Source organism: Leucobacter sp. UT-8R-CII-1-4 (genome assembly GCF_030010235.1).
Lineage (GTDB): Bacteria > Actinomycetota > Actinomycetes > Actinomycetales > Microbacteriaceae > Leucobacter.
The window spans coordinates 321,642-346,113 of sequence record NZ_JASCRS010000005.1 but is presented as its reverse complement, the minus strand read 5'-3'; the positions used below and the strand labels follow the sequence as shown (position 1 = coordinate 346,113).

The window sequence follows — 24,472 nt, the reverse complement described above, 5'->3', positions numbered from 1 at the left end:
AACACCGCCCGCCCAATTGACATGACCTGCCTAGGTGAAGCTAGTATTCGGTGAAAGCCGGGCGCATTTGAATGTACGTGTCCTGGGCGCGTTGAAAGACGTCAATCTGTGGCACGATACGTTTGAAATGCTCCGTCGCGCAGTGTACGTCGACGGCTGCGCGGTCAGGCCACTCCTCAATAAAGATGAAGTGGCCGGGATCTTCACGATCGATAAACAGATCGTAGGAAATGTTGAGGGGTTCTTGCCTCGTAAGCAAGACCAACTCGCGATAGAGCGGCATCACGGAGTCGATCGCGTCGAGTCGAATAAAATCCTGCGCAATAAGTTTCAGCATCGTCTAACGATTCTCTCAATAGCTGCCCGGCTCATCGATCACCGTTGCGCAGTGTCACGTATTCGGCAGTTTGTAAGCCTCAAATGCGCCAACAAACACGAGCGCGAAAATGATAACGGCAGCACCAAAAAGAGCCCCAACAATGCCGAGGATCAACCCAGTTACCGCCATCGCCTTCGACTGCCCCTTTTTGATCGCGAGAACACCAAAGACAATCGCTACAATTCCCAGCACGATACTGCCGTAGAGCACAAACGATCCAGTCCACGGCGTGAGGTAGAGAGCAGCAAGGATCAGGCTTGCAATGCCAGAAGAAAGCGCCGTGCGAGCGTTTCCCTGATCGTAGCCAAGAGCTTGTTCGGTAGTCATATGTGTTCGCCTCGTGTGTGGGAAGCAGGAGCTATTAAAAGCAGGATATGTGAGCCAGGGCGAGTGCGTCGCGTCAATGGGCGCGAATCTGAGTCGGATTGCGCACGGAGTGGAAATATAGCCAAACCTGAAGCGTTAAAAGTCGCCCGTTGTGGCAGACTGCACGGCAGAGCACTGTTTATGAGGCGGGGGAGGAACCGGTGAAACGAACTCTTGTCGCACTAAGCATTGGGGCTATTGGGCTCGCGGTTGCGCTCGTGTTCGTACGCCTGAGCCTCGACTGGTCAGACTCGCAGCCGTATGAGGGAGAAACAACCGAGCGGCGCTACTTCGCCTTTATGGCGATTGCACTGCTGATCTTCTCAACTGGAGTGTGCAGCGCCGTGCTCACCTACCGCCGCATGGGAAAACGGCGGAACTGAGCAACGGATCCCGCGGGATAAAGAACGAGAATCTCGTGGTGAGCGATGCGGGACTTGAACCCACGACCTCTTCCGTGTGAAGGAAGCGCGCTACCAACTGCGCCAATCGCTCATTTGCCTCGCGAAGAATCGCGATGCGAACCTAAACGATGCTACACGAGAACACGGTGAGAAGTGAATTCGCGAGCGTGTCGGGCTAGACGTCGTCGGTAGGTGCCGGCGCAGGCGGAGCAAGGTCGCTATCAAGCTGCTGCTCGAGCTCGTGGTTGAGCTCGCTCAACGCCATAAGCTCTGTGCGCATCGCCTCGTAACGCTCAATATCGGCATTCAAGCCGCGCATGTCTTCGCCGAGCGCATCGCGTCGAGCGTAAAAATCATCGCGCAATCGATAGAACTCATCGGGATTGTTTGAAAACTCAAACGCCTCATTTCGGGCGACAAAACTCTCCCATTCGGAGTTGAACTGCTCGACAGCTGCATCGTAGGCTGCACTACGTTGCTCAACATCGGCGCGTAGCGCAGTCATTTCCGCTTCAAGCTCGTTCGCGCGAGCAGTGAGCTCCTCGAAAATTGCGTGGTAGCTGTCGAAATAGTCGATGATTACTGAGCGATCTTCAAACCAGGTTGAATAATGCTCTTCGAGCCAATCAGGGAGTTCTCGCAACTCAGTTGCAAGAACCGAGTGCAATTCATTGGCAAACGCAGTTTTCGAAAGCGACGAATAGACAGACATGCGCTGCTCAAGCTGCGGATTGTCTGGCACGAGCTCTTGGTACAGCTTGTTGAGCTTGCGGGTGAGCTGCGCTCTTTCATCCTGGCCGAGGCGTGCGAAAGTAGCGTGAAGAAGTTCGTGAGCCGCGGTGACTTCGATAATTCCGTTCAATCGCTCGTCGGTGACTTCAAAGAGATGAATGTTGCCGCGGGTGTAGCAGCCCAGAATATGGCCCTCTTCAGAATGGTCAACCTGCGAGCACTGTGCGTTGAAGTTTTGGCTGGCATCAAGAGTTGGGGTCGACGCCCAGAAAATGCGCTTGCCCGAATCAGTGAATTCAAGATTGTCAGTCAGCTTCACAATCGAACTCGGCGCATCAAAACGATTTGCCGCAATCTGATCGTTGATCAACTGGCGATTCATGAAGGCAACTGCGCCGGCAGTAGCAATCAAAGCGAGCAGCACGATAGCCAGAATGCGGACTATTACTTTCTTCGCTGAGACTCCCATATGAACAAGTATCTATTGGGTCGCGTTGTGAGAACGCGCAAACTCACCGGAACGTTACCGAAATGGGTCGTAATTCTGCGGAACACGCCGAAAGTGCGGTGCCGATTTGCAGCACCTCGCAAACTCCCTCTATAGTAAATCAAGTACACGGCGCAGAGCGAAAAGCAAAAGCAAAGTGAACATGCGGATGTAGCGCAGTTGGTAGCGCATCACCTTGCCAAGGTGAGGGTCGCGAGTTCGAGTCTCGTCATCCGCTCCAGTGGCCCGACAAGTTCGGGCCGCTTGTGGTGTCAACCACTCCGGTGGCGTGGCCGAGAGGCGAGGCAGCGGCCTGCAAAGCCGTATACACGGGTTCGAATCCCGTCGCCACCTCGCTATAACTTAATAGCCCAGAACTTGGGCGCGATTGGCGCAGCGGTAGCGCGCTTCCCTGACACGGAAGAGGTCACTGGTTCGATCCCAGTATCGCGCACTAACAAAACACCTGATAAGCCCCCGGATTCTGAAATAGAGTCCGGGGGCTTTTTTGTTTCCGCTTGGCAAATGCTTGGCAAACTCGTGTTTTACCTTGTAGCGCGACGTGCGCGAGCTTCCGCTAATTCGTCTTTTTGCTTGCCCTCACCGACGCCACCAAGCGCCGACAGTGCCCGCTCGACATCATCCTTAGCCGCGGGCAAGAAGTGCGCGTAAATCTCCGTTGTGCGCGCGCTGGCGTGCCCCAGTAGCTCAGCGATGCGCGCGAGCGGCACCCCGTCTTGAGCGAGCCAAGAAGCGTAGGTGTGTCGGAAGTCATGCAGGGTGAAACCTAAATCGTCCAATCCGGCCTTTTCCAAAGCTGGATTCAAGATGCTTCTTGTGTAGTTCCGAGAATCCCAGGCGCCGCCTCGCCGGGCTGGGAACGCAAGAGCAGACCGGCACTTTCCTTCTTTGTGCTCAAGTCCGCAGCGTGCGCTCGTGGGTGGAGTCCAATATTCAAGACTGCGATCCACCAGTGGGACATTCCGTGTGCGTCTGCCCTTCGGGTACGGCTTGATCTGCGCGCCATCCCAGACGTCTTGGACTTGCACAACATGCTGCTCTGCCATGACTCGGTGTGCGTGCAGGCCTGCGAACTCACCAAACCGCACACCTGTAGTCACAAGGAACTCAATCTCTGCACGCGCTTTGTCGTCTGGCAGTGCATTGAATAGCGCTCGGTACTCTTCCTTCGTGAGGTGCACCCTGTCAGGCTCGGGGATCGGCGGCAGCTTCACCCCATATGCGGGGTTTGCTGGGATGCGACCCGCGTCGACTGCCGCAGTGAGCGACGACACGAACGGGTTGAGATAGCGGCGAACCGATGCGGTGGATAGATAGCGCGGGTTTTCTTCGTCAACATCGCCATCTTCTGTTTTGGCGATGTTCGTGGTCCGAACCTCTTGCATCCACTCTTGAACTTCTTGATTGGTGATTTCAGCCAGGGGAGCGTCTTCCCAGAACGGCGCAATCCACACGTCAATCATCGACTTCTCGTTGCGTGTGGTGGAGCCCTCAATGTTGCGGGCTGTTTCCCACAGCTCACGCCATTCGCCCCATGTGATGTCACCGTTCTTTGGATCGTGCCAACCGCGTTTACGTGAGGCTGATTCGAGGCTTCCTGCCTCGCGCACCGCATCTGACTTCTTTTTAAACGTCTCGCCTGTGGTTCGTCGATCACCCTTCTTGGTGCGATAAATCCCTAGCCAGCGACCTGAGCGCTGCTTTTCTGCCCAGGCCACTTGCTACGCCTCTGATTCTTCCAGCCGGCGAACGTCGAGTTCCGATTCGTCGCGGTCTTTTTGCGTGTAGGTAACTCCGTTTCGCTCGCCGTACATAACAAGGACGCGATCGTAGGCGTTGGCGACGATTTGCTGTGGGTCAATGTCGATAAACTCGCACGCTTCACAAAGTATTGCTAGCGGGAGTGGAAGCTTGGCGTTCAGCCAGCGGTTCAGGGTGGGCGCTGGCCTTCCGATTCCTTCCGCGACAGCTTTGGCGGTGAAGCCCCTGGAAATGATGGCTCCCTTTAATTCAAGCGCCACGTATCTTGAGAACTCTTCTGGCCTTTTCCGATTACTCATGGAATGCAGGTTAGCACACTTTTAGTCAATCTGATTGACGGAACTGATAATTCACCGAGCTTGACAATTAACCGATCCGTTAATTAAGTTGATTGTGTGATCAACCGAAACATCGTCGCTGATAGCGCAAAACTTGTCCAAGCCGCCATTGAAGACGCTGGTCGCTCAAAGCGATCATTGTCTGACGAGACAGGCATTCCGTACCCCACGCTGAATCGGAAACTCAAAGCTCAAACCGAGTTCAGCTTTACTGAGCTTTTCGCGATTGCTGAAGCGCTCGGCGTTCCTCCGTGGAAGTTCACCCCAACGCTATTTTCGAAGCCAGCTCAACTTGTGCACGAGAAAACGGCTGCATGATGTCCGATGAGATTTCCGCAGACCACGAGTGGACTTCAAACGAGGCTGGGCCGCGCATCAGGCGGCACCCCGGATCAATTCGAAGGGCATGTCGGGAAGGCCTACTACATGGAAGTCAGCCGGTTCCTGGAGGGCATTGGCTCATTGAAGAGCAGTGCTTACAGGCCTACAAGTCAGGAAAGCTTTGCGTCCACAAACAAAACGTCCGTCAGCTAGGCCAACGCAGAAGGTCAGCATGACCCCCGAAACGAAAGAAGCCCGTAGCGGTAACTACGGGCCAGAACATCTAGATAGGAAATCAAATGTCTGAGATTCAGAGTATCAACATCGTTGAGGATGCGGAAGGCGAACTTCGGGTTTCGTCGTTGATCATCGCCGGTCGCACCGATAACCAGCACGCATCGGTGTTGCGGATCGTCCGCGACAACCTGGCCGATTTCGAGAGCTTCGGAAGGGTCGGATTTGAAATCGCACCCTTTGAAACCGCTGGCGGAACTCAGCGCCGAGAGATTGCCCACCTGAACGAACCGCAGGCGACTTTGCTGATGACATACATGCGCAACAGCGAGGTCGTGAAGAACTTCAAGCTCGCGCTTGTTGCTGAGTTCTACCGGATGCGTCAGGCTCTCACCCCGCAGTTTGCTCTACCTCAGACGCATGCTGAGGCGTTGCGTGAGCTCGCAGCATCGGTGGAGCAGAACGCTTTATTGGAGGCGAAGATCATCGCTGACGAACCGAAGGTTGAGTATGTGGATGCGTTTGTTGCGGATTCTGACTTGCGGCTACTCAGGAATGTGGCGAAGTCATTGAGCATTTCGGAGGGTGAACTGCGTAGTGAGCTGTTGGTGCGTAATTGGATTTACGCGGAGCACACTACGCGCTGGTCGGAGTCGAAGCAGTGCAAGGAGACAGTGACCCGCTATTCGGCTTACTCGCACAAGACGCAGTATTTCGAGCCGGTACCGAATCATCACGCGCCACGGTTCAAGGGTGAAGTGATGCACACGCTGAAGGTGACACCGGCTGGCGCGGCAGCGATCGCGCGCATGTACGGGCAGCACCTGCGCGCTGTTGAGGCGGTGTCGTGATGGGCGAGTTAGTACCTTCCCTCATCGGATGGGCAGCCGTTCTCTTGGGCGGCTATCTCTACGGAAGGTGTATCAGTAAGAAAAGTCGAGAGGGCGAGAAGTCTCCTGACGCTTCCCCTGGTGATCGGTCCAAGCGATGACCACCTTCATCGACATGTTCGAGTTCGATGCGATCCTCGGGTTGACGAAGAATCCTTCAGCTTCACCTGGCTTGAGTATTGAAGAGAACTCTGGGTCAAGCGTGATCTCGCCATTGGGAATCGATATTTCCACATCGGTTGCCGTCTTTTGGCCAGTGTTTGTCACGCGCCAACCGCGCACACCCGCCCTGGTTGCTGCGGCTTTACCGATTTCAGTTACTGTCCATTCGGCTTTCGCAGCTTTCTCAATACGGCGGCGATCTGCCCATACGCCAATCCGTACGCCGGCGAAGCCAATAACACCAGTCAGCACGATCTTCAACGCTTCAAAGATCGCGTTGCGATGGCTCCACAGCCATTCCCATAAGTCCATCCTCCGACCTTAACCAACTTATTCCGGTTTCTTACCACGGTTTCGACCCTGGTCTGGCTGCCGCATACCCAAAATCGGCCCGTGATGCGCTCGCAGATCGGTTACGGGCACGGGGCTTCGGCTCTACATCTACATAGCTCGCGTGAATTCCGATGCCTACCAAGGCCCGGTTCCAGAACGTTGAGTGTCATATAAGAACTTGATCCCGATGATCGCCCTGTGGTGGAGGCGTAGGGGTGTGGTGAAGGAAAGTCTGGCCGGTATGTCCCGGCAGCAAACATGACTCCGTGGTGGGGTCAAAGTTTTTCAGCCTGTCTGCCCTATGCGGGCACCCAAACACTCGGGGGATATCGAGCAGGGACGTTGGCGGCGTTCGGCGGTGCATGGTGCCGTGTGATGTCTGGGATACCCGGTCACACGCAGAGTTCGAACCTCTGCCCGTCACGACTTGTAGATGAAAGGGAGTCATATGAAAAAGAGAGTTTTGGTTGCAATCGCTGGCGCGGCTGTTTTGGGTCTTGTGCTTGTTGGGTGCTCGAGCGATGCGCAGAAGGCGTCAACGAACCTGAGTACCGCGGCAGACAACTTTGAGGTGCAGCGGATGATCGTGGGGATCAACGGGATCACTGACGAGGTGCTGTTCTCGGTGGAGGGCCGCTGCTCGATGGAGCGTGATGGTGATCTTGTCGTGACTTGCAAACACGGCGAAGGTGACTACCGAAAGCACTACTTAGGTTTGTCCGACAACGTCACCTATGTGTCCACACAGCTTGAAGGGATCGATGTGAGCGTCTACCACACGCGCATCATCTTGAAGCCGCAGAACATCTTGCCTGACTTCGATCTTTCGGTCGGTAAGAAGTAGCGGGCGAGCCCCTGAGCCTGTGATCGGTTGTCCGGGCGTAGAACCCGGCAGGGGTACGAAAGTCCGGCCTGCTAGCGGTTGGCGAGCCCTCGGTGTGGGGCTGACGGCGCACCCGTATGGGTGGGCTAGACGAGTGGTGCCGGGATGGAACGACCCGCTGCCACACGCACCGCTCAAGTTTTCTGATGAAAGGAGCCGATGGTGGCTACGAAAGTGATTGATAGCAAAGAAGACGAGTTGGATCTTGCAGTGAAGCTTCGCAACGTTCTCCTTGAGATGCCGAAGACATCGTTCACCGGCCAACTTATGGACGTGATTTCCACGAACGCCACCGAGTTGTTGCGCGGTGATTTCGATGCGTAACCGGTGGCATTGGTCGTGGCTGCCGGTGCTGATGGCGGCCGCGATGGGGCTCGCAGTGGCCGCGTACCTGGTTGTGAAGGTGGTGGCCTCGTGAATGGGTTGTCGCTACTTGGTTATGTCGTGATGGTGGCGCTTGTGTGCGCCTGGTATTTGAAGGAGACGAAAACGCGATGAGTGATTTGAATACGCCAGTACGGTTCACTGGCGGCACTGGTGCCGGTCTTTATGGCGCACCGGCGCCTACGCACAAGACATCGTGCTCGAACAGCAATAACGCGTACGGGCATTCGGATGTGTGCCCGTGCCGGCGGAAGTCTCAAACGGTGCCGTATGAGGCAGAAGTGATTGAGCTCCCGGCAGCCGGGTTCGGGCCGGGTGATGCGGCGTGAGTAATTTACCTAAGTGTCCCGCGTTCATGTGCCCTAAAGATGAGCATGAATCGTGTTGGCGTGAGTATGAACGCCAGATGGAAGCAAGTAAGTATGGCCACCAGTGAGTGGCCTTTTTTGTACCCAAAATGGAGGTTGCGATGAAGCGTGAAGGTGTCGTTTATGGGATGCCGGAAGATGAATACCACGGGCCCAAGGACGAACTTTCATCTAGCGGAGCAAAGTTGATACTCGCTTCTCCGGCGAAGTTTAAGCATCAGTTCCTTGACGGGAATCGAGTACATCGCGCTTCGTTTGACGTTGGCACAGCAGTTCACACAAAGGTGCTGGGGACTGGCGCGGTGCCAGTTACTTGCCCGCCGGAGTTGCTTGCTTCTAACGGAGCCATGTCTACGAAAGAGGCACGCGCTTGGAAAGCAGAGCAACTTGAAGCTGGTGTTCCAGTGGTCAGCGCCAGCGAGCTACTTGAAGTAAACGCAATGGCAGAGGCAGTGCTTGGGCATCCGCTAGCGAGGAAACTCTTTGAGCGTGAAGGCAAAGCTGAAGTTTCGGTGTTCGCGGAACATTTGGGTGTAAAGAACCGCGCCAGGTTTGACTACTTGCCAGACGAGGGTGGGATTGCCGTTGACCTCAAAACAGCTGAGGACGGTTCTCCACGCGGATTTGCTACTTCTGCAGCGAGGTACGGCTACCACATTCAACGAGGTCACTACCTTGATGTGCTTGAGCGTGCGACCGGGCGTGAACTCGAGATGCTTTTCGTGACGGTCGAGAAAGAAGCGCCACACCTTGTCACAGTGCACCAACTCGACGCTGACTTTGCGGATATGGGCGTTGCCGAAGCTCTCGAAGCTAGAGACATTCTCAAAAGATGTGTTGGTAGCGGCGAATGGCCTGGCTATCCGGTCGAAGTGAATCTTTTGAAGCCGCCGGTTTGGGCGGTCTATGACTATCAAGACAGATATGGGGAGCGAAACAAATGACCGACATTGAAAAGATGATGCACGGTGCTGCATCATCACAGGCGACGCTAATTGAACAGTCACGCTCGGTAGCTGAAGTAGCTGCAGCAATCCAAGTCGCGCTGCAATTTCCACGCGATTTGGAGGGCATCAAAGCAGAAGTTCGTGAGCTGTGCGGATCGCTTGCGGTAGCGGAGCAAGCGTTCTATGAGGTGCCGAATCGGGGCGGCGGAGTTTCGATTCATTTGGCTCGCGAACTCGCTCGGGTGTGGGGGAACACTGACTATGGTGTGCGTGAGCTTAGCCGCGAGAGTGGTAAATCCGAGATGCAGGCATGGTGCTGGGATCAACAGAAGAACACCAGAAACACTCGCTCGTTTATCCAGCCGCATAAAAAATCAGTTCGTGGCGGTGGGTGGGCTGACACCGAGGATCTGGGGGATATTTATCTATCGAATCAAAACACCGGCTCGAGGGCTTTGAGAGAGTGCATTTTGGCGACCCTTCCAGGCTGGTTGAAAAGCGAAGCTGTGGCGATGTGCCGGCAGACCCTCCGGCATGGAGAAGGCGAGCCGCTGGATCAGCGAATCGAGAATGCGCTTTCAAGATTCAGCGAGATGAACGTGACGGAGAAGCAGCTCGAGCAGCGGTTAGAGAAGCCGCGGTCGAAATGGGAAGCAACCGATGTCGGGCGAATGTCGCGAATCTGGGCGACCATCACTCAAGACGGAATTCCGGCTACCGAGTTTTTCCCACAAAAGCCGGTCGAGATTGATGGCTGACGATTTTGAGCCGATCATTTCGCATGATTGTGAGGCCGGGTGGCGTATGGACGTGCCCGGCCTTTCTCATGCGTGCTGGTGTCGAAGTAAACCAATGGAGGAAAGCTGATGAGTCTAAAAGCTGAAACTTTTTACGCCCTGCAATGCGATTTCCCCGAATGTGGGGAGCTTTGGGAAGGATACGAGTACACTTACTTCGCTGACGGGCCTGATCTTTCGGAAGCGCACGAAGACGGCTGGTTCACCGATGACAACACCAGTGGCGCGTATTGTTCGGCGCATACGGTCGAGATTGAATGCCCGCCGGATGGGTTCGTAAGTGACCCTGATGGTGAACGCTACTGCCAGTGGTGTGAGGATCACTCGACGGATACTCATCTGGGGCCGATGCCTGACACTGTTGAGAACCGGCTCAAGGTTGTCATGGGTCGGGTCGTGAACCGTGCTCACCGTGACCTTGAGCGCCTCGAATATGGCGTATGCGGAAACCACGGGAAGCTCGGCCAGTACGGCTATTTTCAGCGTCAGCTGAATGAGCGGCTGGTGCAGATTTTCGAGCGCACATGCCGGTCATGGAAACCAGAGATTACTATGCAGGAGATTTTTGACCTGCGTAACGGTCGGCTGGTGCCGTGATTGGCCAGAAGCGTCCGAAGCTCACGGTCAAGCAGGAGCGTGAAGCCTACGCCGCTGCGACGCTGCGTGACTACGGGAACGAGTTCAACAATGTTGGCCAGTGTCAGCGGTGCGGGATAACTGGCCCTTGTGATCGTGACCATCGGCAGGGCAGGACGGCGTGGAATACGACGCCAGCGAATTTGCAGTTGCTTGGTGGCGCGTTTGGTTGTGGCTGTCACGCATGGAAAACAGGGAACCCCGCAGAAGCGATTCTGGCGGGGTTTTCTGTTCCCCGCACAGCCGAACCTAGCGAGTGGCCAGCGTGGCGTTACGGGGTCGGCTGGGTGCTGTATCTCGATGAACCAGACGAAGGAGGGTGCTGGTGGAAACCAATAACGAACGAAGAAGCCGCGGCACTCATGTCTTGACGCGTGATCAGTTGATGGCCCGTGCGCGCGCCAGCGCTTGGTATACCGACGAAGAGCTACTTGAAATGGCCGCGTTGTGGCATGCCCGTGATCCGCGTATTGCGTGGCAGTGGCGTGAAGCGTGGGCGATCAGATGCGTAGACGGGAAGGAGGAAGACGTTGGCTTGGTTCAAAGTGGATGACGGTTTTTGGTCGCACCCGAAGATTTTGGCGTTGTCTGCTGATGCTGTGGCGTTGTGGGTTCGGGCTGGCGCGTATTCGTGTCAGCACCTCACTGATGGGGTGATCCATGAGCCGGTGTTGAGGTTGCTTGGGTCTGATGCTGCCGCGGTCGAGTTACAAGAGGCTGGGTTGTGGCTGCGCACGGGTGGCGGGTATGAGTTTCATGACTGGGATGAGTATCAGGAGACGAGCGAGACGGTGAAGAAGCGTCGGAATGATGCGCGTGATCGTCAGCGTCGTGCGCGTGAAGCTCGCGAGAAGAAACGTGAGCAGTCACAGAGTGAGTCACGCGTGACAGAGGGCGTGAGTAACGGTGTGAGTTCGCTACCCCCGACCCGACCCGACCCGACCCGACCCGACCCCCTTAATAAATCTAAAGATTCATTAAGGGAGGGGGAGCACCCGCCGCCCCCCAAATGTCGAAAACATCAGACATGGGATCACGACGACAACTGTCGCACCTGCGGGGCAGACCGTCGAGCCTTCGAAGAGTGGGAGGCGGCAGAGGCGAAGAAACCCAAACCAGCAAAGCCACACGTACACCGATGGCTCAAAGACGACACCTGCATGGGATGCACCGAACGAAAGGAGGACCAGCCATGACCGACGAAGAACTGTTCGAGAAGCTCCCCGCATTACGCGAGTTCGTTGACGCCGTGAACGCGCGCGACCCTGACGTGGTTCATGCGGCGATCCTCCACACTCATCCGATGCTGCTTGCCGTGCTCGCTGCGGGATGGGTTGGGGATCTGCTTAACCAGATCGACGCACTGAACGTTGAAGTGCGGCGTGCTGAACTCCGGGCTGTCTCGGCGGAACGACTCAAAACGGAATCCGACCAGCAAGCACACGCGGCACTCGCAACGATCACCCGGCTACAAGGCGACCTGTACATCGCCAAACAACGAAAGGAAAACCTATGAGGTCGTGGACAATCCACTTGCCGTGGAAAACACCACCGCTGTCGTTGAACCAGCGCATGCATTGGGCGGTGAAGTCGCGCCTCACGAAAGAAGTGCGACTGGTCGCGAAAGTGAAAGCGCGCGGGATCCCAGACCTGCAGAAATGCAGCGTCGAACTCGTCTGGTACGTCAACGACAAACGCCGCCGAGACATCGACAACCCGGTACTCACGCTCAAAGCATTGTGTGACGGGCTCGTAGACGCGGAAGTCGTGCCGGACGACACTCCCGAATACATGCACAAACTCCCGGTGCGTATCGAGTACCGGGCAAGAACAGAACGACAGGCGAGCCTCGAACTCGTCATCAGAGAGGATCACTAATGGTCAAGAAATACCGCAAGAAGCCGGTCGAAGTTGAAGCGATGCAGGTTCTTGATGATGTTCGAGTGCACTTGCAGATTCGGGATTGGGCGTCAGCGCACACCCCAGATGGCACAGAAATACCAGTGTCGCTCACCGCGTTTGACTCCCAGCTTGTGATTCACACTCTCGAAGGAGATATGCGCGCCCAGCTCGGCGATTACATCATTAAGGGCGTGCAGGGTGAGTTTTACCCGTGCAAGCCAGACATTTTCGAACAGACCTATGAGGAGGTCATCTAATGGCGGGCGAGACAGTTATCTGCGTGGTCGGCAATCTGACAGCTGCGCCGGAAATGAGGTACACGAATAGTGGTGTGCCGTTTGCGTCGTTCACGATCGCGTCTACACCGCGCACGTTCGATAAGCAGTCGAATGAGTGGAAGGACGGCGAGGGCCTGTTTTTGCGCGCTACGGTGTGGCGTGAGTTCGCTGAACAGTGCGCGAACTCGTTGACGAAGGGTATGCGTGTGATCGCGCGCGGCAACCTGCGCCAACGCAGCTACGACGACAAAGACGGGCAACGCCGCACAAGCTACGAACTCGACATTGACGAGATTGGTCCGTCGCTCCGGTACGCGACCGCACAGGTCACACGCGCACAGCAGCAAGGCTCTGGCGGCGGTTTCGGCGCTATCGCGGGGCAACAGTCACCACAGTGGGGGAACGCGCCTCAAAACGGCGGCAGCGAGCCTGGCGGATTCGGTGGCGGGTTCAACGACGAGCAGCCTTTCTAGGTGACTCATGATCCGCACTGACACTTGGCGACCCATCGGTGCACGCAGCAAACCAGCGAAGGACATTGAACCCGGCATGATCGTGGCGATCGATTATGCCGGGTTCCGTCATAAGCCGTGGCGAGTGCACGAGGTGCGTGAACAGGATGAAGATCGGGTGCGCTTGTATCTGCGCCCAGTCGGCGCTCAATATGACCTGGCTGAGTACAACAAACCGATTGCAGCTGGCAAACGGCTATTCATTCCTGTGCTGAACGAACACTATTCGGTGTGCGGTAAATGCGGCGACCTGCAGCCGTGCGCTGAAGTGTGGTCTGAACGAGTCGCATCTGAAGAGGCTGAGCGAGCAGCCAGGTTCGAAGTCGAAGGGATATGCCCAGCTTGCGAGGAACCGGTCACGGCGCGGCAGAAGTCTTACCGGTTCGAAGAGAACATTCGCGCTCTTCTCGGTCCGCCAGTGGTATTCCACCAACGCAAAAAGTGCTGGCCTGATGTAGTGCACTACGACGCGGAACTGGCGCGCCTACATGATCGGCAGCCGGCTCTCTCCTGTATAGGAATGCAAACCCGCCACCAAGACGGCGGTATGGAATGCACCAACGCTCAATGCCCCGGCAGCGACAAACAACATCGCGGATTCCGGCAGTGCTTCATTGCTTACGGGGATCTGCAGAAATGCGAGAGGCCGGGGTGCCAGTGATCTGACCCGAAAGTCTAAGACTTAGACAAACGCGCTCCCGAGTGGGGCGCATTTTTATACCCAGAGGGGCCGGGCAACTGGCCCCTCTGGGTATTGCGCAATGTCGGACACTCGTTCTAGTCCAATTCTTCGAAGATTTTTGCAACTTCGGATGAGTTGTCTAAAGAACCTATGAAGTCAATTTGATCCTGCTTGGCGTCGGCTCTTGTCTTGGTGAAGGTAGATGGATCAGCTGCCCAGGCATCAATGATTCTTCTGAGGTCCAGTATTGTCCGGAACGGTTCGTAGTCTCCGCTTACCCCTTTCACCAATGAATACGATCGGGCGATGATGTAATCGGACAAGTCTTTGACATTCGCGTCGTTCACTTCAGCCTGCAACGACGCGAAGTCTTTATGGCGAGGCGGATCTTTCTCTTGAAGCGAAGATGAAGTTGAGAGCGCAAAAATGATTTTTGCGGCATCACTTTCCAATATGTGTGCGAAATGACGTCTGCTCGTAGCTGATTTTTGAAGCATCTCTAGCTTCCTTTGAGCCAGATCGTTTTCGGCAGCTCTCTTCGCGATGCTGGTCGCACGTCGACCATTACAGATTGCGGCGATTCCGAGTACTAGGGACGCAACAGCCGAGGTAGCAGTCACCCCGACCATCCACCAGTCGGCGATGTGTGGCCCAAAAGTGACGGGTATTTCTTTGATGAGTTCGAGCATGCCTCGAACTATATCCAGTTAGGAGGTCGTTGTGGCGACTCTAAAAGTTGGTTCTCTTTTCGCCGGTTACGGTGGCCTGAGTCTCGCGGTCGAGCACGTGTTCGGGGCGGAGCTCGCCTGGTACAGCGAGTTTGATGATGCGCCAAGCAAGGTGATGGCGCATCACTGGCCTGGTGTCCCGAATCTTGGCGACATTACGAAGATCGACTGGGCGACCGTGCCGCCCGTGGACATTATCGACGGCGGCAGCCCATGCCAAGACCTGAGTGCCGCAGGTCGTCGTGCAGGCATGACCGAAGGCACCCGCTCGAACTTGTGGGTGAACATGCGCGAGGCAATCGCGATCCTGAAACCCCAATACGTCGTATGGGAAAACGTGCGCGGCGCACTCTCAGCACCAGCAGTAAGCGAGGAAGACGAACATGCAAGAAATCGCGAGATGGAATTCGGAACGGGACTGCTGGGAGACGAGCGAAGTAGACCTACTCTCAGGGCTGCCGGTCGTGTTCTCGGAGACTTGGCCAGCCTCGGCTACGATGCGGAACAACATTCTCTACCTGCCTCAGAAATCGGCGCACCACATGGCAGATTCAGGGTCTTTGTTCTCGCAACTCGGCGGGAAGATCCTGCCAACACCGGTAGCGCAACCATCGGGCAATACGCCTGAGGATCACCTGCGGAAGAAACCAGGCCGAGGCATCGTCACCGATCTGGCGATCATCGTGGAAAACGATCTGATCGAAAGCGGCGGCAAATTGCTACCGACACCGCGCGCGAACGAGGCCACCGGTATCGGCATCCACGGCACTGGCGGCCAGGATCTGCGAACTACTATCTCGCTACTGCCAACGCCTGACGCGTATGCGGGTTCTCGTGGCGGCGCGCAAGACCCGGCGAAGCGTCGCGCTGGCGGTCATTCGGTCGCGCTGCATGACGTGATCGAAAAAGGTGGGCTGCTGCCGACACCGAAAGCGGGTGACGCTGATTTCGGTATGCCGCGCACATTGGGGCGGCCACCGGAGAAGTCAACGCATCTGGTTACACGCCTCGGGTTTACGAAGCCGGAGCCGTCGTGGGGGCCTTACGCTGCCGCGATCACTCGTTGGGAACAAGTGCTCGGGCGGCCCGCACCTAAACCGACTGAGGAAGGCACTAAGGGCGGCAAGCGTCTATCGGCGGCCTTCGTTGAGTTCTTGATGGGACTACCCGAAAGGTGGGTGACCGCACCAGAGCTTGGACTGTCGCGGGTGCAGCAGTTGAAGATGCTCGGCAACGGGGTCGTCACTCAACAAGCGATCAGGGCGTTGCGTGTGATGCGTGGCGCGGAACGAAAGGACAACCGATGAAAGACCAGACCCCTTGGAACCAGGAGATAGTCAAGCGCTATCACGCCGCCGTAGAGCGCGGGGAGCACGATGACGAGTGCGAATACGACACTCGCGGCTACTACCTGTGCCACTGCTCAAAGCGACGCCGCGAGGCGAACGGGCACGGCGAACTACCGAATGAAGATCTGTATTTTCCGCCGCCCTCATGCCCGCGCTGCGACAACGACCTCGATTCAGACGGCGATTCCTGGCGATGCTACGCGTGCTGGTTGCAATGGAGTCATAGCGGCGATGCCGACAGTGCAGAATTCACCGATGATTACGGCCCGAACCTAAAAACTGAGGTGGCTGCTTGGCGAGCTCAACTGGAAGCTCAGAACACAAACGAAGGAGTCAAACCATGACTGATTCACCAACCAAAACCGCCGAGCAGATCGTGGCTACGGCGATGAGCGGTGGGAACCGGGCATATTCGACCCACGACATTCAAGTCGGTGCTGTGGTTGCCGCCCTGCGCGAGGCTGGCCTGCTTGTCTCGGGCGCACCAAGCGAGGAACAGTGGAACTTCGGATCTGCTTGCCCGTGGTGCGACCCAGACAATCGCGGCTCAGATTACACGGAGCAGAAGCACGAGCAGAAACACGAGTCTTATGGCGACTGGCCGGTTATCGCAACGGAAGCAAAAAGTTCCCAAAATTTTGTTTCCACCGCGCAGGTAGACGAAACGAAGCTCGCCGAGGTGATCAGCGAAGCGTTCACTGAACGGCGTCCGGGCGAGGGCATCGCGGCAGGTGCCGCCCGCAGGGCCGTTGAGCGGCAGGATGAGTGGCTGCGGGGTGGAGCGCGATGAAGCGATGCGCAAGATGCAATGCACGATTCAGGCAGCGGAAAGCCGAATCGAACTATGCCTTTGAACGTCGAACGTATTGCTCACAGAAGTGCGGGGCCGAGGCGAGAAGTGCAGTGCATGATTCACAACGCAGGAACGCGGCCGAGTTCGCATGGGCGGCCGCGAGAGCACACTACGGATTGGGTGGTGCGCAGTGAGCGACTACACGCCACCCGCGTTGGATGACATCAGAGATTCTTGGGCGTGTGAGCATGCCCGTGCAGAGGTTCCGCAGGAGAAGCTTCGAGAAGAGTTCGACCGGGTTATCGCTGAGGTTGAGCGTGCCGCAGCAGAGAAAGCGTGGAAGCGGCTGGCGAACATCGTTTACCCGCTCTACGAGGCAGCGGAGGCGGTGCTCCTGGCGGGTGCGGATACGCAAAAGCTGATGGGGCCGCTCGCGAAGTTGGGGGCACAAAGCAACCCGTACCGGCTAAACGACGGAGAGAAACAATGAAGAAAGATGAAGCGGCAAACTTGCTTGATGCCGTAGGACAAGCTGCGAGCGCAGTTGCTGCACTCACCGGCATCAAGAAACAGTTCGTGGACTCAGGTTGGAACGAACACAACGCTGAACGCATGGTCTACGCGCTTATGATGCAAGGCGCTGGTGACAAAAAATGACTGCCCCTGATGTGCGTACCGCAGCACAGACAGAAGCGGATGAGCGATTCCCGGAAACTCCATTCGCGCCTGAGAATGAATCCCTAGCTGAAGCGTTCATCGACGGTGCTGTGTGGGGTGCCGCGTATGTCACACCAACACGCGAACAGATCGCAGAAGCTCTCACCACAGGGTAGGACTCGGTGTATTCCAGTCGAATGCCAGTCAACGAAACGAACAGTTGCAGAAAGTTACGACGCGTCTACGTTTCCACTGTGCCTTGAAACCTCTGCTTGTTCTGCTGCATGCTTGCGCAGAGCTGACAGTACGGCGCTTCTAATCACACCCCACAGAACGTAGAGGAAGACCGCCGCGAAAACCAACTGAATAAGGATTGCAACTACATCAAACATGCCACTCAACCTATACGGGTTCGAGTGGCTTTTCTATTACCCACAGGAAGGGGAACAACATGCAACCAAACGATTTCTGGGCGGCGCTCGCTGTCATGCCGCTTGTAGGGGCTGCATTCGCAGTCCTGACCGTAAAGCTGATCGAACGTCGCAACGGAGAGATCAAACTGCGAGAAGACATTTACGGTCGCCGCGCCAGAGCTCTTGGCTACGACCCAGATGAGGTCTGGGTAATGGGCGAGATGTGGGCCACGGTGGGCGCTTGCGAAGACGAAGCAAGAGAATCCGCGAAACGATACGCAAAGGGCATCCAGTGAGTGGCGGCTACGGCGACAAGGCCGACCGCATCATCTACGACCTGGAACAACGCAACGCTGACCTTGCATCAGAGGTGGAACGGTTGCGCCGGGTCGAACGCGAACTACTGATCAAGATCGAACGAATGGAGTGCGAAGCCGATGGAATCAACTGAGCGTGCTGTGGTGCGACTCACAGAAGCACACACGGAAATGACCGAAGCGGGGGCTGTCGAATGGCCTCCGCTTCTTTCATGGCTGGACAACGCCGTGACAGAGCAAGTGAAACGAGGTGGCGCCGGATCGGGCGGAACGGGTTCGCCGATCGATATGAACGCGCTCGCGCTACTGCAACGCATCGAACACGGTGTGAAGCAGATGCGCGAAGCCCTCTACCTTGGCCCGCAGCGGGAAATCGTCACCGCGATAGTAGACACCTGGCGTAACGCGAAAACCTACCGCGCTAGGGGAGAGCTCGATGACCAGCAATGGGAGCGCATCACTGAGGCATTCCCCGCCTGGGTCGCCGAAATCGAACAGGAATGGGACGACCGAACCAGAATCATGGAAGTCACCGTCCCATGCCCATCCTGTGGTGAACGCTGGATCCTCGAAGAAGACACCGCCGGCGGCGAGAAACGACAATCAGCAATCATCGTGGAATACGCCGAAGGGCGTGCACCTACCGCTGAATGCCGTGCGGCAGAGTGTGGCGGGTTCTGGGTCGGTTGGGCAGACGTTGCACGCCTCGGGTTCACCCTCGGTGCTGAACAGAACCTCGAAATCCTGCAAGCATGCGGCATCGACCTCGGCGACACGATCACGGCAACATTGCACGCAAACTGAAAAGTCTGCTACCTTGGTAGCAGGTCAGGCAGAAGTGTCTGAAAATCTAGGCCTCACGGATCACTCCGCGGGGCTTTTCGTGTTTCTAGGGGCGGGTCGCAACGGCTCGCCCCACACAACTTCCCTGGCGTGACAGGGACGCGCAACGATGAAGTGAGCCCGGATGTTAAGGCCGGGGCGATTCGTCGACGGCAGCGGTGGCGCAAGAACGTACCTACTCACGACACTGACGCCTGTACGCTCGCGGATAGAAATATGCAGCGACGGACGCTTCTTCATTGAGTCTGCGGCACAACGGATGCGCGGCGGACAACACCGTTGGCAGCTGGAGTCTCTTGCGTTTCGACCTGCTATATCTCGAAGAATTTCCAGCCTTCGCCTCTGCTGAAACATGCCAGAGTTCCCGTTCCCCCTTCCAGCCAGACTGTGTCAATTTCCAGTGGCAGTTCCAAGTCCTCCCAGGGTGAATAAGGACTGATGATGGGGAGAAGGTTGGAATTGGGTCCAAATGCGACTACTAGCAGGAAAAGATGCTTCTGATCGACACCATGAGCCAGTGACTGGGACGCAAGTTTTTCACGCTTTCGACGGACTACGGTATCGTTGTGGAGATACCGCTGGAGATTCAGAGCGTAGTTCGAGGAATGCTCTGCATTAGTGGACAGGCTGGAAGAGATCCAAGGCTGGCCCGAGTTGCGGCTAATCAATAAGGCTGACAATACGCGAACGCCGAAAACTTCATCAATCAAAAACTTCCCCTCGTTAGGGGGGAGCATCGTCGACTCGAGAGACTTGAGGTGAATTGCAAGCTCCTCTGGTTTCTGCTGCTTCTTGGGGGCTAAGTGCCACCCGTGGCCGAAGCTGAGAACCCATCGACTATTGCCCGTGTAGTGGAATCGCACCTTCTCGATGAAATCGTAAAGAAAGTTATTCTGTTTGCGAATCGGGTCGATCGTGGTGGTGGTGACTTCGATTAGGGCTTCTTGGCCTGGCTCCCAGATTCTAAGGTCCACGGCGCCTTGTTTACCGCCGGTGTCTTCAAGGAACGGCAGTATCCCTGTTGCTTTATGGATAGCGATAGCACACCGCCAGTCATCGCTGTAAACATTCTTGTCGACTTTCTCCCATTCAGCGATGGCGTCATCATTGTTACCCATGACATAAGAGGCTAGCCGTTTAGCCCAAATGCATCTATCGGGACAGGTGTCCCGTCGAGAGATTGACTGGTGAGCATCACTGGATTCATCACTTACAGACTTCCCCGCCACACCGTCAACACTTACCTGCAGCCAATGCGTTAACTATCGGGTGTGAGTGGGGAACAACCTATGGAGGCGACAACGCTGTGCGGCTACTTGAGGGCCATTCCTCGCGCTGAAAGTGATTCCTTCAGTATGCGTACCGCTTTCGGTCCGACACCATGTAGTGCGAGCAGGTCCGTTTCTGACCATTCCGCGACCTGATCAAGCGAAGTCACGCCAACGTTAGCGAGAGCCCTTGTCGCAGGGGCACCGATCTTTGGCAGATCATCCTGTTCGCTCATCGGCTCAGTATTTCATGCAGGAGGCAACGATGCCTAGCTACACCTGCCCTGTATGTGGTGGCGAGTATCCGTCACCCCTCGCTGCCGAGACTTGTGGCGAGGATGACCGGGTACAGGATCTACACGCACGGCAACAGGTACGTGGTCGGGGTAAGCGGTAGAAGATATGGGAGTAGTTCGTAACTAATTGGTTACGCGCGCATCCTGCACTAGCGACGCATGCCACGATGGGCACATGACCAAAAAACTACTCGCAGTAGCATTCATTTCTCTCATTGCTCTCACCGGCTGCACGGCTCCTGCATCCGAGAGCTCTGCAGGCAATACCGAATCGCCAGCTGAAGAAGCTCAGCCAATCACCGTCAACCTCGACGGCGAGTGGGAACAGTCCAACAAGAACGATGAAAACAACTACCAAGCTGCCACGATTCAAGATGGCGCCATCACGGTCAACTGGGTAGCGCCAGACGCCAAGTCCATCTACTGGGTTGGCAACGCACCTGTCACCGCAGACAGCGAAAACTTCACCTGGACTTCCGAGGGCGACATCGAAACAATGTCGACGGCACTCCTCGCATCACAAGACAGCACGAAAGAGTTTAGCTACGACAACGGTGTCATCAGCTACGAAGTGACAGCAATGGGGACGACCATCACCGTCCGCCTAGAAAAGAAGTAACACTAGCCAATACGCCACCACTACACACCCCCTGCGACCCAGAACAGCAGGGGGTGTAGCTGTATCCGGGGCAGGTCAGGAGTTTCCATGGCATGGGAGAACAACAGACCAGACCATGTACCAACACGAGTACGCGAAGCCTGCCTACAACGCGACGGACACAGATGCGTAGCCATCCAACACAACGGCAAACGCTGCCCCGAAACCACAAGACTCGAAGCCGCACACAAAACACAATGGCAACAAGGCGAGACAACCACAGTGAACATGGTCCGCACCCTATGCCACTGGCACCACAACCGTGAAACACAAGCCGAAGCAGCCAAAGCACGCAAAGCCAACGCCGCACGCCTCCCCTCAACCACACACCCACGAGAGACCCACCCAGCGTTTAGATAGACCCCGGCCTACCACCCCCTCCACCCCCTCAGCCGAGGCGGGGAGGTGCTGTGGAAAATCTCCTGTACGACCCTGGGGAATTTGCCCCTGTGCGCGGCGTGCTGCCGCCATGGGCCGACGCTTCGGGCGTCTTTTGAAGCCTGAGCGCCCTGGGTTTCTTCGATTGCTTAGATCGGCGCAGGCGTGAAAAAGCGTTACAGCGGCAGGAGTGTTCCGGGCTGGTAGATGTTCCCGGTGATGGTGATGTAGCGGCCAGTTGAGTATCGTTCGACGCTGATGCCGTTTTCGATCGTTCGGCTGCCTTTGCCTTCTGGTGACGTTCCCCAGATATGGAGGCCTTCGCCGCTGGGCGAAACTTCAATGTAGTTGCCGGGGTATTTCGCTACGAGTTCCACTGCGGCATCGCAGAGTACGCCGTCGTTAATGACGTGATCGAGGTCGATGCACCCGATCCCGTTTCCGAGGACGTACCCGTTTCCGATTCCGTGTCTTGAGTTCACTGTTTCTGCGTGGCTGGCCCATGTGCCTGGATCGGTACTTGAGGCGTTTTCGCCGGTGATCGCATCGAGTGGGCGTTTGGTCTGGTCGTAGCGCACCCATCGGTCTCGGGTGATGAGTTCAAGTGGCAGTTTCTTTGCTGCTCGGTGCGCGTAGACGCGGCACTTGCTAGAGCAGAACTTCGCTTGTGCGTTCTTCGCGACGATTGATTTGCCGCAGAATTCACACTTTCTCATGACTCTATTGTAACGGTTTTTGCCGCGTAAACATAAGGTTTCCTGCCGAAAACTTGGCACTCCCGAACTGGGAAGGAGGCTGTGCATGGCAAGCCCTGTACCCAAAGATCCGGCAAAGCGTGCACGTCGAAATAAGGACGTTGCGCCAGTGCGTTATATCGCGCCAGCGCAGGCAGTCGTTCAACCCGAACTCCCTGAATTTGAGGTCGAGCGGGCGTCGAAAGATGGCGAACCGTACATGGTGCCGTTCTCGTGGCCGGCGGCGACTCGTGATTGGTGGGCGATGCTTGCGCACCATCCGTTGGTTGACGAGTTCTTCGCGGCGGATTGGTCTTATCTGCTTGATACGGCGCTCATTCATGCCGCGTTTTGGAAGGGTGACCTGAAGCTTGCTGGCGAGATTCGTCTGCGTGAAGCGAAGTACGGGTTCACTCCCGAGGATCGGGCGAAGCTGCGAATCTTCTCCGCTGGCGCGGTTGAGGGTGAAGTGAAAGCTGCTGCAGCGGTCGCGAAGGTGAAGTCCTCGCGTGACCGTTATGGAGAGGTTCGGAGGCTTGATTCGTAATGCCTTGGGTGCCTCAGTTTGAAAACGATTTCCCCACGCTTGGCTGGCTGGTAGCTGATCAGATGGCCGAGTATCTTGGCCGCCCTGACTCTGGTGATGACGAGCAGGCTGATCCGTTCATGGTGACCCGTGAGCAGCAGGACTATTTGAACGAGCTCTACCGGCTTGACCCGGTGACTGGGAAGCGGATCATTCACCGGTCGGTGCTGATGCGCCCACGCGGTTGGGGCAAGTCACCATTCGTTGGCGGCATCATGATCGCCGAAGCGCTATTTGATGTGGTCCCGGATGGGTGGGATTCTTCCGGTCAGCCTGTGGGTAAACCGTGGTCAAGCGTTCGCACGCCATATGTGTATATCGCCGCGGTGACCGAAGAACAGACGAAGTTCACGTGGGAACCGCTGCTTGAAATGCTTCGCAATGGTTCTGCGCCTGATGAGTTCAACTGTGATCCGATGGATTCGTTTGTGTCTCTTGAGCGTGGCCGCATTTCCCCGATGACTGCTTCGGCAACATCAATCAAGGGCGCTAAGGCCGTTGCCGCTTCACTGGATCAGACAGAGACATGGCTGAGGTCGAACAGTGGTGTGAAGCTTGCTCAAACTTTGCGGAACAATGCGACGAAGCTCGGCGGTGTCACGATCGAGACTCCGAACGCGTACACGCTTGGCGAACGGTCGGTGGCTGAGTCGTCGTTCGAGTTCTGGGACAAGATCAAGTCTGGCAAGCATGCCGCGCTTGAAAACGTGAAGTCGATCTACTTTGACCATCGCGTTACTCCGGCCACGGATATTGGCGATCGCGAGTCTTTGATTCAGGGTTTGCGCATCGCGTACGGCGACTCAGCTAAAGACCCGCGCGGTTGCGTGCTGCATGACCCACCTTGCGAGCCCGGCTGGTCAGATCTTGAACGTATCGCTGATGACTTCCTGGACACCTCGAATGATCCTGCGCAGATGCGTGCTGACTTCTTGAACCAGGTCGACTCGGCACGTGATGCGTTTGTTTCGGAGCCGGAGCTTCGAGCGATCATGGCCGACAAAACGATTTCGAAGATCGAACCTGTGACGCTCGGGTTTGATGGTTCATCCGGACGCAAACGCGGCATCGCCGACTCGACCGTGTTGGTCGGGTACTCGGTTACGCAGAAGCACTTCTTCAAGATCGACATTTGGGAACAGCCGGAAGGCCCGAAGGGTGAAGGCTGGAAACCCTCAAAGCTTGAAGTTGAACAGGCAGTCACGAAAGCGTTCCGCGATTACAACGTGGTCGGGTTCTATGCTGACCCGTCAGACGGATGGGCGGGCGAAGTGAAGCAGTGGGAAGCCACGCATCACCAGAAACTAAAAGCAAAGATGAGTGTTTCTGAACCGATCCGTTGGAACCAGAAGAACGTGTCTCGCACGTGCGAAACGTTCGACACGTTGTATCAACAGATCGCCGCGAAAGAAGTCACGTTCGATGGTGACCCCGCGATGGTTAAACACTTCTTGAATGCTAGGCGTGACCCGCGCCGTGCAGGCTACGTGCTGAAAAAGCCCGACGATGATCAAGATTTCTCAAAGATCGACCTCACTTGGGGGTCGATGCTCGCACTCGCTGCCGGCCTAGACGCTGTCGGTAAGGGTGTCGGTAGGACGAGCCGTAGAGCTCCAAGACGCATCAGATAGGAGG

The 24,472-nt window shown here is 56.3% G+C and carries 36 protein-coding genes and 4 tRNA genes; 29 read left to right on the top strand and 11 right to left on the bottom strand.

Going from position 1 to position 24,472, the window contains the following annotated elements; translation table 11 throughout:
* Positions 1-40: 40 nt before the first annotated feature.
* Together QBL02_RS13260 and QBL02_RS13255 are read right to left on the bottom strand one after the other, a co-directional pair.
* Entirely contained in the window at positions 41-337 is a 297-nt protein-coding gene (locus QBL02_RS13260; protein WP_282726897.1) for a putative quinol monooxygenase, read from the bottom strand.
* Positions 338-391: 54 nt separating this feature from the next.
* Positions 392-706 (bottom strand): hypothetical protein, encoded by a 315-nt coding sequence (locus QBL02_RS13255; protein WP_282726896.1) that lies wholly within the window; start codon positions 704-706, stop codon positions 392-394.
* A gap of 200 nt (positions 707-906) precedes the next feature.
* Between QBL02_RS13255 and QBL02_RS13250 the strand changes: the two genes are divergently transcribed.
* Positions 907-1,128 carry a hypothetical protein gene (locus QBL02_RS13250; RefSeq protein ID WP_282726895.1) on the top strand — a complete coding sequence of 74 codons (222 nt, stop codon included), beginning with the start codon at positions 907-909 and terminating at the stop codon, positions 1,126-1,128.
* Between the two features lie 36 nt (positions 1,129-1,164).
* Here the strand turns inward: QBL02_RS13250 and QBL02_RS13245 are convergent.
* Together QBL02_RS13245 and QBL02_RS13240 are read right to left on the bottom strand one after the other, a co-directional pair.
* Positions 1,165-1,240 (bottom strand) — tRNA-Val (locus QBL02_RS13245).
* An 84-nt stretch (positions 1,241-1,324) separates the two neighbouring features.
* Positions 1,325-2,350: a hypothetical protein gene (locus QBL02_RS13240; protein WP_282726894.1), complete on the bottom strand. Its 1,026-nt coding sequence runs from the start codon at positions 2,348-2,350 to the stop codon at positions 1,325-1,327.
* Positions 2,351-2,533: 183 nt separating this feature from the next.
* On the opposite strand from QBL02_RS13240, the gene QBL02_RS13235 reads away from it, so the two are divergent.
* The 3 genes from QBL02_RS13235 (at position 2,534) to QBL02_RS13225 (ending at position 2,822) form a co-directional block, all read left to right on the top strand.
* Positions 2,534-2,609: transfer RNA gene (locus QBL02_RS13235), tRNA-Gly, on the top strand.
* 42 nt (positions 2,610-2,651) lie between these two features.
* Positions 2,652-2,722 (top strand) — tRNA-Cys (locus tag QBL02_RS13230).
* Between the two features lie 28 nt (positions 2,723-2,750).
* Positions 2,751-2,822: transfer RNA gene (locus tag QBL02_RS13225), tRNA-Val, on the top strand.
* 91 nt (positions 2,823-2,913) lie between these two features.
* Here QBL02_RS13225 and QBL02_RS13220 read toward each other — a convergent pair.
* Both QBL02_RS13220 and QBL02_RS13215 read right to left on the bottom strand, forming a co-directional pair.
* Complete coding sequence (locus QBL02_RS13220; protein WP_282726893.1) at positions 2,914-4,107, bottom strand: tyrosine-type recombinase/integrase; 1,194 nt, start codon at positions 4,105-4,107, stop codon at positions 2,914-2,916.
* A gap of 3 nt (positions 4,108-4,110) precedes the next feature.
* The gene (locus QBL02_RS13215) at positions 4,111-4,449 is read right to left on the bottom strand and encodes a helix-turn-helix transcriptional regulator (protein WP_282726892.1); all 339 of its coding nucleotides are present in this window, start codon (positions 4,447-4,449) and stop codon (positions 4,111-4,113) included.
* Positions 4,450-4,545: 96 nt separating this feature from the next.
* On the opposite strand from QBL02_RS13215, the gene QBL02_RS13210 reads away from it, so the two are divergent.
* Positions 4,546-4,806, top strand: a complete 261-nt coding sequence (locus QBL02_RS13210) for a helix-turn-helix transcriptional regulator (RefSeq protein ID WP_282726891.1) — start codon at positions 4,546-4,548, stop codon at positions 4,804-4,806.
* Between the two features lie 302 nt (positions 4,807-5,108).
* The gene (locus QBL02_RS13205) at positions 5,109-5,894 is read left to right on the top strand and encodes a Rha family transcriptional regulator (protein ID WP_282726890.1); all 786 of its coding nucleotides are present in this window, start codon (positions 5,109-5,111) and stop codon (positions 5,892-5,894) included.
* A gap of 72 nt (positions 5,895-5,966) precedes the next feature.
* Here QBL02_RS13205 and QBL02_RS13200 read toward each other — a convergent pair whose 3' ends face one another.
* Entirely contained in the window at positions 5,967-6,407 is a 441-nt protein-coding gene (locus QBL02_RS13200) for a hypothetical protein (protein ID WP_282726889.1), read from the bottom strand.
* A gap of 469 nt (positions 6,408-6,876) precedes the next feature.
* Here QBL02_RS13200 and QBL02_RS13195 point away from each other — a divergent pair, with 469 nt between their 5' ends.
* The 10 genes from QBL02_RS13195 (at position 6,877) to QBL02_RS13150 (ending at position 13,796) form a co-directional block, all read left to right on the top strand.
* On the top strand, positions 6,877-7,272 hold the full coding sequence (locus QBL02_RS13195) for a hypothetical protein (RefSeq protein ID WP_282726888.1): 396 nt from the start codon (positions 6,877-6,879) through the stop codon (positions 7,270-7,272).
* A 201-nt stretch (positions 7,273-7,473) separates the two neighbouring features.
* Positions 7,474-7,635, top strand: a complete 162-nt coding sequence (locus QBL02_RS13190) for a hypothetical protein (protein WP_282726887.1) — start codon at positions 7,474-7,476, stop codon at positions 7,633-7,635.
* Positions 7,636-8,152: 517 nt separating this feature from the next.
* Entirely contained in the window at positions 8,153-9,007 is an 855-nt protein-coding gene (locus tag QBL02_RS13185; RefSeq protein ID WP_349238645.1) for a PD-(D/E)XK nuclease-like domain-containing protein, read from the top strand.
* Positions 9,004-9,768: a hypothetical protein gene (locus QBL02_RS13180; RefSeq protein WP_282726886.1), complete on the top strand. Its 765-nt coding sequence runs from the start codon at positions 9,004-9,006 to the stop codon at positions 9,766-9,768. Before QBL02_RS13185 ends, QBL02_RS13180 begins: the two co-directional genes overlap by 4 nt.
* A gap of 108 nt (positions 9,769-9,876) precedes the next feature.
* Positions 9,877-10,404 carry a hypothetical protein gene (locus QBL02_RS13175; protein WP_282726885.1) on the top strand — a complete coding sequence of 176 codons (528 nt, stop codon included), beginning with the start codon at positions 9,877-9,879 and terminating at the stop codon, positions 10,402-10,404.
* A gap of 1,231 nt (positions 10,405-11,635) precedes the next feature.
* The gene (locus QBL02_RS13170; protein WP_282726884.1) at positions 11,636-11,959 is read left to right on the top strand and encodes a hypothetical protein; all 324 of its coding nucleotides are present in this window, start codon (positions 11,636-11,638) and stop codon (positions 11,957-11,959) included.
* Positions 11,956-12,321: a hypothetical protein gene (locus tag QBL02_RS13165; protein WP_282726883.1), complete on the top strand. Its 366-nt coding sequence runs from the start codon at positions 11,956-11,958 to the stop codon at positions 12,319-12,321. The genes QBL02_RS13170 and QBL02_RS13165 overlap by 4 nt, the downstream gene beginning before the upstream one ends.
* Entirely contained in the window at positions 12,321-12,602 is a 282-nt protein-coding gene (locus QBL02_RS13160) for a hypothetical protein (protein ID WP_282726882.1), read from the top strand. The genes QBL02_RS13165 and QBL02_RS13160 overlap by 1 nt, the downstream gene beginning before the upstream one ends.
* Positions 12,602-13,096 (top strand): single-stranded DNA-binding protein, encoded by a 495-nt coding sequence (locus QBL02_RS13155; protein WP_282726881.1) that lies wholly within the window; start codon positions 12,602-12,604, stop codon positions 13,094-13,096. Before QBL02_RS13160 ends, QBL02_RS13155 begins: the two co-directional genes overlap by 1 nt.
* A gap of 7 nt (positions 13,097-13,103) precedes the next feature.
* Positions 13,104-13,796: a hypothetical protein gene (locus tag QBL02_RS13150; RefSeq protein ID WP_282726880.1), complete on the top strand. Its 693-nt coding sequence runs from the start codon at positions 13,104-13,106 to the stop codon at positions 13,794-13,796.
* A gap of 116 nt (positions 13,797-13,912) precedes the next feature.
* Here the strand turns inward: QBL02_RS13150 and QBL02_RS13145 are convergent, their stop codons facing one another.
* Positions 13,913-14,506 (bottom strand): hypothetical protein, encoded by a 594-nt coding sequence (locus tag QBL02_RS13145; protein ID WP_282726879.1) that lies wholly within the window; start codon positions 14,504-14,506, stop codon positions 13,913-13,915.
* A gap of 31 nt (positions 14,507-14,537) precedes the next feature.
* Between QBL02_RS13145 and QBL02_RS13140 the strand changes: the two genes are divergently transcribed.
* The 10 genes from QBL02_RS13140 (at position 14,538) to QBL02_RS13095 (ending at position 18,878) form a co-directional block, all read left to right on the top strand.
* Positions 14,538-15,173, top strand: coding sequence for a DNA cytosine methyltransferase (locus tag QBL02_RS13140; RefSeq protein ID WP_282726878.1), 636 nt, complete (start codon positions 14,538-14,540; stop codon positions 15,171-15,173).
* The gene (locus QBL02_RS13135; RefSeq protein WP_282726877.1) at positions 15,088-15,852 is read left to right on the top strand and encodes a hypothetical protein; all 765 of its coding nucleotides are present in this window, start codon (positions 15,088-15,090) and stop codon (positions 15,850-15,852) included. Before QBL02_RS13140 ends, QBL02_RS13135 begins: the two co-directional genes overlap by 86 nt.
* Positions 15,849-16,238 (top strand): hypothetical protein, encoded by a 390-nt coding sequence (locus QBL02_RS13130; RefSeq protein WP_282726876.1) that lies wholly within the window; start codon positions 15,849-15,851, stop codon positions 16,236-16,238. Before QBL02_RS13135 ends, QBL02_RS13130 begins: the two co-directional genes overlap by 4 nt.
* Positions 16,235-16,684, top strand: a complete 450-nt coding sequence (locus QBL02_RS13125) for a hypothetical protein (RefSeq protein ID WP_282726875.1) — start codon at positions 16,235-16,237, stop codon at positions 16,682-16,684. Before QBL02_RS13130 ends, QBL02_RS13125 begins: the two co-directional genes overlap by 4 nt.
* A gap of 193 nt (positions 16,685-16,877) precedes the next feature.
* A complete protein-coding gene (locus QBL02_RS13120) occupies positions 16,878-17,177 on the top strand; it encodes a hypothetical protein (RefSeq protein ID WP_282726874.1) in 300 nt (99 codons plus the stop codon).
* Positions 17,174-17,344, top strand: coding sequence for a hypothetical protein (locus tag QBL02_RS13115; RefSeq protein WP_282726873.1), 171 nt, complete (start codon positions 17,174-17,176; stop codon positions 17,342-17,344). Before QBL02_RS13120 ends, QBL02_RS13115 begins: the two co-directional genes overlap by 4 nt.
* Complete coding sequence (locus QBL02_RS13110) at positions 17,341-17,520, top strand: hypothetical protein (protein ID WP_282726872.1); 180 nt, start codon at positions 17,341-17,343, stop codon at positions 17,518-17,520. The genes QBL02_RS13115 and QBL02_RS13110 overlap by 4 nt, the downstream gene beginning before the upstream one ends.
* A 275-nt stretch (positions 17,521-17,795) precedes the next feature.
* Positions 17,796-18,053: a hypothetical protein gene (locus tag QBL02_RS13105; RefSeq protein ID WP_282726871.1), complete on the top strand. Its 258-nt coding sequence runs from the start codon at positions 17,796-17,798 to the stop codon at positions 18,051-18,053.
* Complete coding sequence (locus tag QBL02_RS13100) at positions 18,050-18,208, top strand: hypothetical protein (protein WP_282726870.1); 159 nt, start codon at positions 18,050-18,052, stop codon at positions 18,206-18,208. The genes QBL02_RS13105 and QBL02_RS13100 overlap by 4 nt, the downstream gene beginning before the upstream one ends.
* Positions 18,195-18,878, top strand: coding sequence for a hypothetical protein (locus QBL02_RS13095; protein WP_282726869.1), 684 nt, complete (start codon positions 18,195-18,197; stop codon positions 18,876-18,878). Before QBL02_RS13100 ends, QBL02_RS13095 begins: the two co-directional genes overlap by 14 nt.
* A gap of 350 nt (positions 18,879-19,228) precedes the next feature.
* Here QBL02_RS13095 and QBL02_RS13090 read toward each other — a convergent pair whose 3' ends face one another.
* Both QBL02_RS13090 and QBL02_RS13085 read right to left on the bottom strand, forming a co-directional pair.
* Positions 19,229-20,035, bottom strand: coding sequence for a hypothetical protein (locus QBL02_RS13090; protein WP_282726868.1), 807 nt, complete (start codon positions 20,033-20,035; stop codon positions 19,229-19,231).
* 194 nt (positions 20,036-20,229) lie between these two features.
* A complete protein-coding gene (locus tag QBL02_RS13085) occupies positions 20,230-20,421 on the bottom strand; it encodes a helix-hairpin-helix domain-containing protein (RefSeq protein WP_282726867.1) in 192 nt (63 codons plus the stop codon).
* 235 nt (positions 20,422-20,656) lie between these two features.
* Here QBL02_RS13085 and QBL02_RS13080 point away from each other — a divergent pair, with 235 nt between their 5' ends.
* Entirely contained in the window at positions 20,657-21,100 is a 444-nt protein-coding gene (locus QBL02_RS13080; protein ID WP_282726866.1) for a hypothetical protein, read from the top strand.
* A 593-nt stretch (positions 21,101-21,693) separates the two neighbouring features.
* Here the strand turns inward: QBL02_RS13080 and QBL02_RS13075 are convergent.
* The gene (locus tag QBL02_RS13075) at positions 21,694-22,233 is read right to left on the bottom strand and encodes a hypothetical protein (RefSeq protein WP_282726865.1); all 540 of its coding nucleotides are present in this window, start codon (positions 22,231-22,233) and stop codon (positions 21,694-21,696) included.
* Positions 22,234-22,318: 85 nt separating this feature from the next.
* Here QBL02_RS13075 and QBL02_RS13070 point away from each other — a divergent pair, with 85 nt between their 5' ends.
* On the top strand, positions 22,319-22,798 hold the full coding sequence (locus QBL02_RS13070) for a hypothetical protein (RefSeq protein WP_282726864.1): 480 nt from the start codon (positions 22,319-22,321) through the stop codon (positions 22,796-22,798).
* Positions 22,798-24,468 carry a hypothetical protein gene (locus QBL02_RS13065; RefSeq protein ID WP_282726863.1) on the top strand — a complete coding sequence of 557 codons (1,671 nt, stop codon included), beginning with the start codon at positions 22,798-22,800 and terminating at the stop codon, positions 24,466-24,468. The genes QBL02_RS13070 and QBL02_RS13065 overlap by 1 nt, the downstream gene beginning before the upstream one ends.
* Positions 24,469-24,472 lie beyond the last annotated feature (4 nt).